12 protein-coding genes are annotated in these 12,387 nt (G+C 43.7%); 2 read left to right on the top strand and 10 right to left on the bottom strand.

The genetic code is table 11. The annotated features are described in order from the left end of the window. Nucleotides 1-173 precede the first annotated feature (173 nt). The 6 genes from IQO02_RS15965 to moeA form a co-directional block, all read right to left on the bottom strand. Nucleotides 174-1,034: a sulfurtransferase gene (locus IQO02_RS15965; protein ID WP_010430439.1), complete on the bottom strand. Its 861-nt coding sequence runs from the start codon at nt 1,032-1,034 to the stop codon at nt 174-176. Between the two features lie 51 nt (nt 1,035-1,085). Then, nucleotides 1,086-1,400 carry a hypothetical protein gene (locus tag IQO02_RS15960; protein WP_010430437.1) on the bottom strand — a complete coding sequence of 105 codons (315 nt, stop codon included), beginning with the start codon at nt 1,398-1,400 and terminating at the stop codon, nt 1,086-1,088. Nucleotides 1,401-1,584: 184 nt separating this feature from the next. After that, nucleotides 1,585-2,196 carry a hypothetical protein gene (locus IQO02_RS15955; protein ID WP_016795037.1) on the bottom strand — a complete coding sequence of 204 codons (612 nt, stop codon included), beginning with the start codon at nt 2,194-2,196 and terminating at the stop codon, nt 1,585-1,587. A gap of 11 nt (nt 2,197-2,207) precedes the next feature. Further along, a complete protein-coding gene (locus IQO02_RS15950) occupies nt 2,208-4,343 on the bottom strand; it encodes an LruC domain-containing protein (RefSeq protein ID WP_010430431.1) in 2,136 nt (711 codons plus the stop codon). A 245-nt stretch (nt 4,344-4,588) separates the two neighbouring features. After that, nucleotides 4,589-5,338 (bottom strand): molybdopterin-synthase adenylyltransferase MoeB, encoded by a 750-nt coding sequence (moeB, locus tag IQO02_RS15945; RefSeq protein ID WP_010430430.1) that lies wholly within the window; start codon nt 5,336-5,338, stop codon nt 4,589-4,591. Nucleotides 5,339-5,350: 12 nt separating this feature from the next. Beyond that, nucleotides 5,351-6,586: a molybdopterin molybdotransferase MoeA gene (gene moeA / locus IQO02_RS15940; RefSeq protein WP_016795036.1), complete on the bottom strand. Its 1,236-nt coding sequence runs from the start codon at nt 6,584-6,586 to the stop codon at nt 5,351-5,353. A gap of 202 nt (nt 6,587-6,788) precedes the next feature. Here moeA and folE point away from each other — a divergent pair, with 202 nt between their 5' ends. Further along, nucleotides 6,789-7,442, top strand: coding sequence for a GTP cyclohydrolase I FolE (folE, locus tag IQO02_RS15935; protein ID WP_010430425.1), 654 nt, complete (start codon nt 6,789-6,791; stop codon nt 7,440-7,442). A 478-nt stretch (nt 7,443-7,920) separates the two neighbouring features. Here folE and IQO02_RS15930 read toward each other — a convergent pair whose 3' ends face one another. The 4 genes from IQO02_RS15930 to IQO02_RS15915 form a co-directional block, all read right to left on the bottom strand. Next, nucleotides 7,921-8,520: a hypothetical protein gene (locus tag IQO02_RS15930; RefSeq protein ID WP_010430422.1), complete on the bottom strand. Its 600-nt coding sequence runs from the start codon at nt 8,518-8,520 to the stop codon at nt 7,921-7,923. Continuing rightward, nucleotides 8,513-9,052 carry a YaeQ family protein gene (locus tag IQO02_RS15925; protein WP_010430419.1) on the bottom strand — a complete coding sequence of 180 codons (540 nt, stop codon included), beginning with the start codon at nt 9,050-9,052 and terminating at the stop codon, nt 8,513-8,515. The genes IQO02_RS15930 and IQO02_RS15925 overlap by 8 nt, the downstream gene beginning before the upstream one ends. A gap of 116 nt (nt 9,053-9,168) precedes the next feature. Then, nucleotides 9,169-9,378: a cold-shock protein gene (locus IQO02_RS15920; RefSeq protein ID WP_010430417.1), complete on the bottom strand. Its 210-nt coding sequence runs from the start codon at nt 9,376-9,378 to the stop codon at nt 9,169-9,171. 446 nt (nt 9,379-9,824) lie between these two features. Next, nucleotides 9,825-10,916 (bottom strand): PQQ-dependent sugar dehydrogenase, encoded by a 1,092-nt coding sequence (locus tag IQO02_RS15915; RefSeq protein ID WP_102282429.1) that lies wholly within the window; start codon nt 10,914-10,916, stop codon nt 9,825-9,827. Between the two features lie 299 nt (nt 10,917-11,215). Between IQO02_RS15915 and IQO02_RS15910 the strand changes: the two genes are divergently transcribed. After that, on the top strand, nt 11,216-12,387 hold a 1,172-nt coding region (locus tag IQO02_RS15910), incomplete at its 3' end, for a multidrug effflux MFS transporter (protein ID WP_193838627.1).

Raw genomic sequence — 12,387 nt, 5'->3', positions numbered from 1 at the left:
TTTTTACTTATCAAACAACCACGCTTTCGAATCAACCGTTTTTAGATTGTGCTAGTTTCAAACTAAGATGAGATATCTCAGCCATAAAGAGCTTACTTTGTAAGGAGTCCTTATTATCTGTAAGCTCTTATGCATGCGTAGTATATGCTATCAATGGCATTGAGCAAAACGAATTACTTATGAGTGACGGCCATCGGCAGTTGTTCATTGGCACCCCATTCAGTCCACGAGCCGTCGTAAACTCCCATTTCACCTGAATAGCCAGCAAGTTTCGCCGCTAATAAAATGATGCAGGCTGTTACTCCAGAGCCACAGCTAAAGAACATGGGTTGAGAAGGGGTTAATTCTAACGTTGAAAAGATATCAACAAGCTCACTCTGGGGTTTTAGCTTGCCGTTATCGAGTACCTGTGCAAACGGTAGGCAAATTGAGTTTGGAATATGACCACTGCGCAAACCTTCACGTGGTTCAGGTACTTCTGAATCGAAACGCGCTTGAGAGCGCGCATCTAGAATGTTTGCGCTCTTGCTAGTTGAGTAACTCTCAATCTGCTGAGCATTTACAAAATAGTTATCTTGACTACTTCCTTCAAAATTCCCGGCTTGGATTTCGGTTCTATAGTCAGTGTCTGTAGCGTAACCGGCTTCTATCCATGCTGGCAAACCGCCGTCTAAGATGTATACGTTGTTGTGTCCCATCGCCATAAACATCCACCATGCACGAGGAGAGGCTAAGGTACCTGAATTATCGTAAACCACGATGGTGCTGTTTTGATTGATACCAATTTCTTGTGCCCGTTTATTGAAGTGTTTCTCGGTCGGGAACATATGAGGAAGTAGAGTGTGTTTGTTGCAGAAGTCTTTGTCGTAGTCAAAACGAATAGCCCCAGGAATCATCTGTCCTTTGATCTTTTCTGATTCGCTTGGAATTTGAAACTCGATACTGGCGTCGAGGATGACTAGGTCGCTTTTTAGCGAATGATTTTCTAGCAAACGTTGTTGAAGTTGTTCTGGTGAGATCAGTGGCTGATTCATTCTTGTTATGTCCATTTTTTGTTGTGATAGCTATTACTGCTATAGCCAGTACTACGGTGCAGTAAGGCAATGGGCGAACTGGTAGCTATTTTGTCCGGTTATTTGATTGCTTAATGTATCAAGCACGACCACAGAATCAATAGGGCAGTCTGTCGTTGGTGGAATTGAAACGCGAAATATTTCGTTGCCTTGACTTTGAAGAGTGAGGTAGCGCCTGTGGCCATCTAGGGATTGAGTGAGTGTGTTCGAAATTACTTTTGCTTGAATGCGTTGACCTGTTTCAGATGTCATCGGGAAATAGGTGAGGGCCAACAATAAGCCCACACCACATAGTAAGATTAATAGGCCTATTTTTAATTGAGTCATGAGAGTAAGTCTTTGAAGGTTATATTTAAAATATAAGTGAGATTGGCGGTAAAGTGAATGGAACCAGCTGAGAAAGCTGAATTACCTGTTATTCGACGAAACGAAAAAAGTGAGCACGTATGCTCACTTTCTATCGATACAGAATCCGGTTTGTATCTGTTGACGACCAAACTGTTTCGACCGATTACCAGACGATCTGAGAATCACTGCTTGATACCACTTGTTGTAATGGCGGCTGACCATCGTAAAACCAAATCTCTATCAAGAGAGCTTCATGGTTTACCGGTGCTGAAAAGTTGGAGGCGAACATGCCATTGTGTAATGGGCCTGCAATCACTTTACTGGAGTAATCCGGCTTCAAGGTTGAATCGTCTCTTGTGCTAAAACGGCTGTAAACGGTCACGAAAGAACGATCTGTCGAGATATTACTGATGTCGATATCGAGCTCAAACTGTTCGACAGAGCTGTAGTCAAACCCGTCAGGCACTATTAGATCACTCATTGTATAGCTTTGCGCTGCGACTGTACTTGTCACGGGAGTTGGAGAAGGGTTTGCTGTTAGCACAGTAGAAGGTGTTTCTGGGGTCGACGGACTGGATTGCGATGGAGTAGATGTACTGCCCCCACCGCCCCCACCTCCACAACCCACTAATGCCAGTGGAGTTACCACTAAAATAGTGACTAGTGATTTCTTGATGTTCCAAGTACTTTGCCCGGACATATGTTCTTCCTCAGAAAGGTTACGACTTGAGTCAACGTAATGATTTTCTTGAGACTGTTTTGTGTAAATAGTCATAACATCTCTCCTTATGGTTGGTAGCGTTGGTTGTCTGTAGGTGATAGATACCATGTCTGGTTCGTAGCTCCGCCTGATTCTGCGTATTGTTTGAACTCTGGGTAAGCGGTAACAATATCTACGTACTCTAAAGGCCATTCCCATTCATCGTCCGAAGTTACTATCAGCGCCCAAGGGTGATTTTCTGCGGTTTTGAAATATTTGCCGGTTGATGGATTACTGTCATCGACGCCTAATCCAGCCTCAAAGAGATTCGTGGTATCAAATGCCTCGGTTGGAGCTTGGTCTGGTAGGTGAACTTCCCAGCTGCGTCCTGGATGCAGAGGTAGATTTTCGCCGTGATAGTAACCTGGTGTTGCAAAGATGAACGGGTCGTAAGGCATGTCTGTCCAATTGTCAGTACTCACACCGTCACCAGCTAAGGTAATACCGATTTGGAACGAGAATTGTTCGCTGTCTTTACACGAGTTACTGGTTCGGTAGAAATTACACGACGTATCTGTTTTTGAAGTTAAGTCCTCAGCCGCAATAAATATAGCTTCACTGCGTCCTACTTCCATATCTAGGTCCGTAAAGATGCCATTGTGCTTCATGTAAGAGCTTCCGCTGCTCACTAAGCTCGGATCTAGATTCGGAAGTCGAACGGCGAATCCATTTCTATATGAAGCACCTACGGCTGCTAGACGTCCGTCGATGGTGGATTTCACTACTTTTCCGTCTTTAAGTATCTCTGTAATGCGGTACATAATTACAGCATCATTCATGTCGTAATCAGCTTTATAAGGCCAGTTATCTTCATAGGCCAGAGTGGCGTAGCCAGAAGCACTAGGGAAGTAGCGGGCTGTGGCTCCGTCGTTAAGCACATCCACTTGAATATCAACGACCTCACCGGATGTAGAACCACCAAAGTAGCTTAGATTGGTTTGTTGGCTGAATCTAAAGCGAGCCCAAGTAGTACCAGTAAGTGCGTTGATGTCGACGTTAAGGAACAAGTCGTTCTCACCTGCATCCAGTTGGTAATCGGTAAATACTTGCTCATTAGCGCCATCAAAACTGCCATCTTGGTTCCAGTCAATCCAAGCTGAAAGATAACCGGTTGTTGAAGCTTCAATCACCACTTTTGAATCGAGTCCGGCTTCAAGTGCGGTAACAAAACCGATACCACCGTTTGCCCACTCGTCATCAATGCCGACACTTTCATCAGATTGTGGTGTGACATAACCATCCAAATCAGCATCTGGAGGTGTTGTTCCTAACCATGTGTTGCCATCAAGCTCATGTCTTGGGCCGTTACTTGCGAGTAGAGTTAGGTAGCTGTCTGGCGCATCGCCGAAATCGATGCTGGAATCTTCATCTACAACTGGGGCATTTGCACAACGAGCACCATCGTTCTGTCCAGACGCTGGACCATTCGATACAAACTCAACCGCAGGAACAATCCCAGCGGCTATGTTGGCAGCGTTTTCTGGTGATAAGTTGATGCGGTAGATCTTACCGTCTTGGTTTCGTGACACATAGTAGTAGCCGTTTACATCGAAATAGCCAGCTCCGAATGTTCCTGTTTCTCCTGTGTCACCGATGTAGGTTTCGGTACCAGTTTTAGGATTGAAGCTGTATAAGCCTCCGGAGTCATTATCTATACCATATAAAGAGCCATCACTTGGGTGAAAAGCAAAATCGGTGAGTTTTACAGTTGCGGGGCTGTTTGCAATCTTATTTACAGTGACGGTCGCATTTGGATCAGCATCTAAAGGAGATAGGTCAACGGTGAATAGCCCTTTGCCCGTGCGGTATAAGTAGTAAACGTGGCCATATACGTCACCTACATAAAAGGTGTGATCGGTTGGTAAGCCACTGGTATTGATAATTTCTGCTTGGAAGTCTTTGCCAAGACGCACCAAGCGTTTGTTGGTGGTGTCATAACCATAAATATATCTGTCTTCGAAATCGAAACCGACGCCGTTGATGTTGGCATTCATACCCGTGTCGTCTTCTAACAGGGTGGTTGAACCTGTCACTAGGTTTACACCCCAAACCTCGACGGGTTTAGACTGAAAGAGGTAAGCCTGACTCGGGCAAGTGTCGAATGGTGCGGCGTTGGCGAATAGGGGTGCACTCAATAGCAAACTTAACGTTGTAGTTCTCATATCTACATCCTTGTGATGGAAGTTATAGATACTTAATCAAGTTATATGCCATTTTTAACTTGCTGATTTTATGTTACTTTATTTCTATTGTTTTTGGTTTCTCAAAATGAGAATTCAAATGAAACCTAAATCTCATGTGCTATTTCAAATTGACAGGGCAATCTAGGATTCCTATTTTGAGTTACAAAAAAGCCCTGATTTTTAGTCAAGGCTTAGGTTTTCGATAAGAGTGGATATGAGTTAGTCTACCCACACACCAAACAATTAGGCATTTTCATTAAATTCATCTCACGCCAGCTGTGTGACATGGCATCGAGAATCAAGAGTTTGCCTTGTTTTGGTTGCCCGAATTTTGCAATCACCTTGATCGCTTCTAAAGCTTGAGCTGCGCCCACCATACCGACAACAGGCGCCATAACGCCGGCTTCAACACAGCTTAGAGCAGCATTGCCGAATAGAGCGCTCAAACACTGGTAGCAGGGTGCGTTGTCATCTTGATAAGTGAATACGCTAATCTGACCTTCCATACGAATTGCAGCACCAGAAACAAGTGGTGTTTTTGATGCGTAACATAAACGGTTCAATTGATTGCGCGTTTCTACGTTGTCGCTGGCGTCAAGAACAAGCGAGTGTGCTTCAACCAACTTTCCAAGCGCTTGGTCATCAAGTCTATGATCGACGGTCTCAACTTTTAGGTGTGGGTTTAACATCTGCAATGATTCTGCGGCTGAGTCGACCTTCTTCTTACCAATGTCAGCATCGGTGTGAAGCACCTGTCGCTGCAGGTTTGAAAGCTCAACAACATCATCGTCGATCAGCGTGAGCTTACCAATACCGGCAGTCGCCAGGTATTGAGCAGAGGCACAACCCAAACCGCCGGCACCCAGCACCAAGATTGAGCTCTGTTTCAGCGCTTCTTGGCCTTCAAAATCAAACTGTTTAAGAATGATTTGACGGTTGTAGCGAAGCATCTCAGCATCGGACAGTATTTCCATCAGCAAGCCTCGTTAGTAAAGCGTCGAGTTAAACAGTTGGATCTGAACCGTTTCGCCTACTTCAACACGGCCACGTTCACGTTCTAGTACCACAAAGCAGTTTGCCAAGCTCATCGAGCGGAAAGCACCAGAGCTTTGGTTGCCAGTTGTTTCTACCACAAACTGACCGTTTTCAATCGAGTAGATGCCACGTTGGTAATCAGTACGGCCTGGACCTTTTTTGAATGCAGACTTAGTAATAGCAGGAATCGATTCTGGTGCTGTCCATGCTGTGTGACCTGCAAGTTTAGCCAACATTGGCTGAACTAAAACATACATGGTCATCATCGCTGATACAGGGTTACCCGGTAGGCCACAGAACCACGCGTTATCCAATTCGCCGAATGCGAACGGTTTGCCCGGTTTGATTGCCAGTTTCCAGAAGCCGATTTGGCCAAGCTCTTCCAAAATATCTTTGGTGTAATCCGCCTCACCAACACTCACGCCACCAGAAGTCACGACCACGTCTGCTATTTGCTGTGCGTTCTCGAACGTTTCTTTAAGCGTTGCAGGGCAATCTGGGATGATACCCAAGTCGATAGCTTCACAACCAAAGGCTTCGATTAATGGTTTAATACCGTAACGGTTACTGTCGTAGATCTGACCGTCTTCAAGCGGTTGGCCTAATGGTTTTAGTTCATCGCCAGTAGAGAAGAAAGCGACTTTAGGCTTATGTAACACTGTCACGTGGCTCACACCCAATGAAGCAATCATTGGAATGTCACGAGGTGTTAAACGCTCACCGCGACTAAGAACGATATCGCCTTGTTTGATGTCGTCACCAGTAGGGCGAATGTTATTGTTCAGCTTTATGTTGTCTTGTTGAATCTCAATACCAGCCTCAGTTTCGGCCGTATTTTCTTGCATGATGACGGCGTCACAACCTTCAGGGATCTTTGCGCCAGTCATAATGCGAATACAGGTATTGCTTGGCCATTCACCTTCGAACGGTTGGCCTGCAAAAGATTTGCCTGCTAATGGTAGTACATTACCGTTCTCTAGGTTTGCTAAGCGCAGTGCATAGCCGTCCATTGCTGAGTTATCAAAAGGAGGTACGAAAATAGGGGAAAGAATATCTTCAGCAAGGACATAACCTAATGCTTCAGCAAGAGGCAGAGATAAAGTCGTTTGGATTGGTTTGATTGGTGATAGCAGCTTATCTAGTGCTTCTTCAATTGGCATTAAGCCCGGAGCGTCGCAACAGCCCATAATTGAAATCCTTGATCGTTATTATTTTGATTTAGGTGCTCGGCCTTTCTGAGCTTATTAAAACTCGCCGACGAAATTGAAGTCACTTTAGCATAGTTTAAGCCCCGTAAATAATGACCTCCCTTAAAATATGGGTGTATTTCTTCAAAATTCCGAGTATCCTTGTTTGCCATCCAAAAGGGGTAATAGAAGAGGAAGTTCAATGCCAGGTCTTAGCGAATCAGCGAAGTTGGTTAAAGATGCGCTAGCAAGCCGTGGATTAGAGACACCAATGCGTCCTAACCAGGTGAGCCGAGAAGAGAAAAAGGAACGAATCGAACATCATATGCGTGAGATTCTCACTCTCCTTGAACTTGATCTTGCGGACGACAGTCTGGAAGAAACACCACAGCGTATTGCTAAAATGTATGTGGATGAGATTTTCTCTGGTTTGGATTACGCCAATTTTCCTAAAATCACCGTAATTGAAAACAAGATGGGTGTTCGCGAAATGGTTCGTGTAAAAGACATTACCGTGACCAGTACCTGTGAGCACCATTTAGTGACTATTGATGGTAAAACGGCCGTAGCTTATATCCCTCAAGGCAAGATTATTGGTCTTTCGAAGATCAATCGTATCGTTCGTTTCTTTGCTCAACGTCCTCAAGTTCAAGAACGCATGACGCAGCAAATTCTTGTTGCATTACAAACGCTACTAGAAACGGATGATGTTGCTGTAACTATGGATGCTGTTCACTACTGTGTGAAATCACGCGGTGTGATGGACGCAACTAGCGAAACGACAACGACAGCTCTGGGCGGTATTTTCAGATCAAACCCAGCAACGCGCCACGAGTTCTTACACGGTCTGCGTTAATACGTTTCGTTATTTGATGAACGCGATTTAGCCTCTGTAAATTGATGTTCGTTAAAAATAAATATTCTAAGCCTCGCTTTCTGCGAGGCTTTTTTGTACTTGTAATTAAGTTGACTACAATAACTGCGAATTTCGTCATTCCCTAGAGTGAAGAATGAGCGGAGTAGGGAGTCTGTTTATCTGTGTGCTTTCTGACTTGATACGAGAACCCGACTCAGTCGTTCCTCCTTCTCGAGGATGGCGGCGTGTGAGGTAAAATACGAGAGTGAGGGTTCAGTGTGTATTCTACGCCAGCCTTTTAGAAGCAAACGCTGCTGATCTTGCAGAATGAGCGACTTAGTCACTTTCGTCATTCCCTAAAGTGAGGAACGAGCGTAATAGGGAATCTGCATTTTCGAGAGGTGGATTGGAACGGAAATTAGATGCGCTCTACAGAATCTATAAAGCGCAAATTGGGGTACAGCAGCTGGTGGAATACTTAAGAAAGATTAAACAAACGCTTAAAGTGGTGAATAAAACCAGATGGCTTGTTCTCGGCTTGATAGATGTTTAACCCATCATAAAAGCTACCCATGAACTCTACGCGAATCTCATCATCACTGCTTCTCAATAAGCGAGACAGTAATCTTGCGGTTACTTCAGCATGATCATTAGCTAGGCTGTAATCCATACCGAGTCGCCCTTGAATGAAGAGCCATAAATGAGTGATTAACGTTAACTGTTGCGCGTTAGAGTGTTGAAACTTGTCACTGTGCGTATTGCCAACGGTATTATCGAATACATTTTGCATCGCCTCACTGGCTTCTTTATTGCTTTCGAAGCGATAGCTGACATCGATATGTACTTTTGTTAGCAGTCCAAGCAGAGTCTGGCGTGCAGAGTTATCGGGCTTATTCTCACAAGCATGTTTAAACAGAGCATGGTTTTCGTCGATAAAAGACGTTAGCTCTTTCTCAAAACCTGTCGCAATCGCGGTTACTGAGTCTAAACCGGCTTCTTTTAAACAAACGTGAAGTTTGGTTTTGGCTTGCTGGTTTGCTTCAAGTTTCTGCTGACTGTTAGTTGGTAGCTCAGTCATTACTCTGTAGCTCTTCCCATGTTATCTCCGCAGATTGCGTGTCGCTATTCACAAACGCAGAGTTACCTGACAGCATCACTGAAAGATCCATTGTACGTTGTGTCATTGCTGCTAGCTGCTCAATACCATCGTTGTCTAAACGTACAATTTGAGCTTTCAGGTAACCGAATTTACCTTTGTTTTGCTCCCACCAAACGTTCGACTTAGTGTTGAAGCTGAATACACGCACTGACTTAGATAAGCGAGTCGCTTTTTTAACACGCTCTGGATCCGGCTCGCCAACATCAATCCAATCTAGGATTTGATCATCTAATGATTTCTGCCATAAATCAGGTTCTTCAATGCTAGACAACCCTTTAGTGAATTCAAGTTCAGGAGATGCATTGATACAAAATGCAATGATACGAGCCATCATACGCTGTTCTGTTTCAGACGGATGTTGTGCAATCGTTAGATTGAAAGAGTCGTAATAGTCGCGATTCATATCAGTTAGAGAGAGTCGAAACTTATAGATTGTCGGTTTAAGAGCCATTGAGGGGTGTCTTAGATAGAAATAGTGAGGGGGAATATTACCTTAAATCTCTGAATAGCGGGTAAAAAAATAGCCAGCAGAGGCTGGCTATTTTTAGAAAGCTTTAAAATACTAAATTAAAGTACTTTGATGCTGTCAGCTTGTGGGCCTTTTTGACCTTGAGATACTACGAACTCAACTTTTTGGCCTTCAGCAAGAGTTTTGAAACCGTCGCCAGTGATCGCAGAGAAGTGTGCGAATACGTCTGGACCGTTTTCTTGTTGAATGAAGCCGAAGCCTTTAGTTTCGTTGAACCATTTTACTGTACCAGTAACTGTGTTAGACATGATTATATCCTAAAATTTAATTTTTATAGTGAGCCAATTGTGGCACTGATAGCGTGGAAAAGTTTATTGCTATTGCGTACAACACAACGGGGTTACTAGTAATCCAACGAAATGTTTATATACAAAGAACTTTCTTTCTAGCCGAGATGAAGTCTAAATCAAATCAAGGGATAGTCAATCGAATACATAGTGAAAGGTTGCAGAAATTTGGGGGTAGTCAAACTTTGCATTCCTTAAATATCATGGAGTTACAGTTGTATGGCGATTTGTTGTCGTTTTTGTGAAAAAGGTGGATGAAATTGATGACAAACCTAGGGTAATTGCACCAATTTCATAAATTAAATTACGGCTCATAAAAAGCCGAAAATGAGGTTTTAGATCCGTTTAGCAGCTTGTATTTATAAATATTTTTGCGATTGAACAACTGTAGTTGAGCGATTGTCACTTTATTCCTTTAAGCGATACAGGTTCCCATTATCGGTGCTGAAAAATATGTCCCCGGCGGGTGAGATTTCTATGTCTCTAATTCTTTCCCCTAAGTTTTCTAGAATGCGTTCTTCCTCGATTACTTCACCTTGCTCGTTCAAAGTAACGACATTAATGTGGGTGAGTTTAAGTGCGCCGGCTAACAGCTTACCTTTGAGTTCTGGAAACTTATCGTCCCGATAAACCATTAGACTGCCTGGTGCTATTGAAGGTACATAAACCTTTATAGGAGGCTCAATGCCAGCTTTGGTTTCAGATTCGCCAACGCTAATCGGCCCCCAATACTCTTTGCCGTGTGATGTGACTGGCCATCCATAGTTTGCGCCTGCTTTTATTAGGTTGATTTCATCACCACCTCGCGGGCCGTGTTCAATCGACCAGAGTTTTTTAGTAGGGAAATCGTAAAACAAGCCTTGTGGGTTACGATGACCAAAACTCCAAATTTCGTTCAGAACCTTATTATTATCAATGAATGGGTTATCACTTGGCACGCTTCCATCTGGATTCAATCGTAAGATCGAACCAGCGTGAGTCATTGTGTTTTGGCCATTATCTCGGTCGCCCCGATCACCTATTGAAAAGTAAAGGTGAGTCTCATCAAAGGTGATTCGGCTACCAAAGTGACGCCTAGTGTCCGTTCTGGATTTTGATACAAACACGTCTTTCCAATTTGAGATTTTACTGTTGCTGTAATTAGCAGAGGCGAGTGCCGTTACACCTTCGTCATCAACGTTTTTGCTGTATGTTATGTACAACTTATCTTGTTCAAAAGGGGATAGAGCGATATCTAATGCACCGCCTTGGCCCTTAGCCCACACATTTGGTAGTCTGAATAAAGTCTCTTGCTCACCTGTCTTTAAATCAACGTGCTTAATGACGCCTTCTTTTTCAGTGAGTAGCATTGAGTCACCGTTGATATAAGCCAGCCCCCACGGAATAACGAGGCCATCGGTGATCTTCTCAGCTTGCCATGCATAAGACTTTGGTGAAGCTATTGGACCTGATGCAACGAGTGCTAAAGCACAGGAAATAAAGCGATGATAAACGTTCATTGAAGTCCCTTGATGATCATTCTTTTTGTTAGTCTAGCGCTTGTGTCTAATAGTTGGAAAGTTAGGGTGAGTGAAAAGTGACTATTCACATATTTCTCTCAACTAATATTGTATGAACAAACAAGCTGGCGTATGTTTATTCTGCCACCTTCTATTCGATTCTTTCGGAGCATAATGAATATTACCCCTGCAACATCTTCGCTATTTTTTCTGTTTTTAAGTTGTCAGGTAGAAAGCCAAGCTATCTATTCTCAAACCACCCGATCTCAAAACAGCTGTTCTTTTGGATACTTTACATCATGAGTCGTCGATTTGATTTTAAATCGATCTTACTCGCGTGTTTGGTCATCAGCATTGGCCAACTCAGTATGGGGTTGGTGTTTCCTTCTTTACCTTGGATTGCCAAAGACTTCGATGTGTCACTAGAGCAAGCTCAGCTTTTGGTGAGTGTGTATTTGTTAGGTTTTGGCCCTTCTCAATTTATTTATGGCCCTATTTCTGATGCTCTGGGACGTAAAAAAGTACTGCTAAGCGGCTTATTAATCGCAATGCTTGGCTTGTTGATGATTATATTCTTCAGTCATTCGTTCACCAACATAGTAATGGGAAGGTTCTTACAAGGTTTAGGTACGGGTTGCTGTGCGGTACTGGCTCGTGCCTCAACACGAGATCGTTTTAGTGGTTCTGATTTGCCGCTGGCAATGTCCTATATCGCAATGGTTGCATCTATTACACCTCTGATCGCGCCCGTTATTGGTGGGTTTATCAACTTCCACTTTGGTTGGAGCATGGTGTTTATCTCGTTACTTGGATACGTATCTTTTGCTTGGGTCGTGTTGGCGTTCAAATTTAAAGAAACGGTCACTCAATTCTCGGCGATTCCTTCACCAAAGAAAATGATTGCACAATACAAGGAATTACTCACCTCTCGTTATTTTATGAGCTTTGCGAGTATAGGTTGGCTCAACTTTAGCTTGATGATCACTACTGTGTCAGTGATGCCGTTTATCATGCAAAACCAGATCGGTATGACATCCGACGAATACGCGATGTGGGCGGTGATTCCTGCATTAGGCATGCTTGGCGGAACAAGTCTTTGTAATCGTATTCGTCCGATACTAGGTAATAAGAAAACACTGTTATGCACACCTATATTGCATATCTGTGCGGCCTTGTGGCTTTTCTTCTGTCCACTTGAACCACTGTACTTAATGATTGGTCAGTTCTTGATGATACTTGGTAATGGTATCGCGTTACCTTGTGCTCAAGCTTTGGTGATGTTGCCATATAAAAAGAACGCAGGCGCGGCGGCTGCGATGTCGGGCGGTGGGCAAATGGTCGTATCTTCAATGGTGAGTATGGGGCTAGTCCAATTAGGACTCGGGGAAGCATGGCACCTATCGCTCGTGATCATTGTGTTCACGCTGGTTACTCTGATTAATATTTTGCGTGGTTTTAGTAGCCAAGAAGC

This window comes from Vibrio sp. OPT24 (assembly GCF_015163545.1).
Taxonomy (GTDB): domain Bacteria; phylum Pseudomonadota; class Gammaproteobacteria; order Enterobacterales; family Vibrionaceae; genus Vibrio; species Vibrio cyclitrophicus.
Note: the sequence above shows the minus strand (reverse complement) of the source record. Positions and strands in the feature narration are given on the sequence as shown.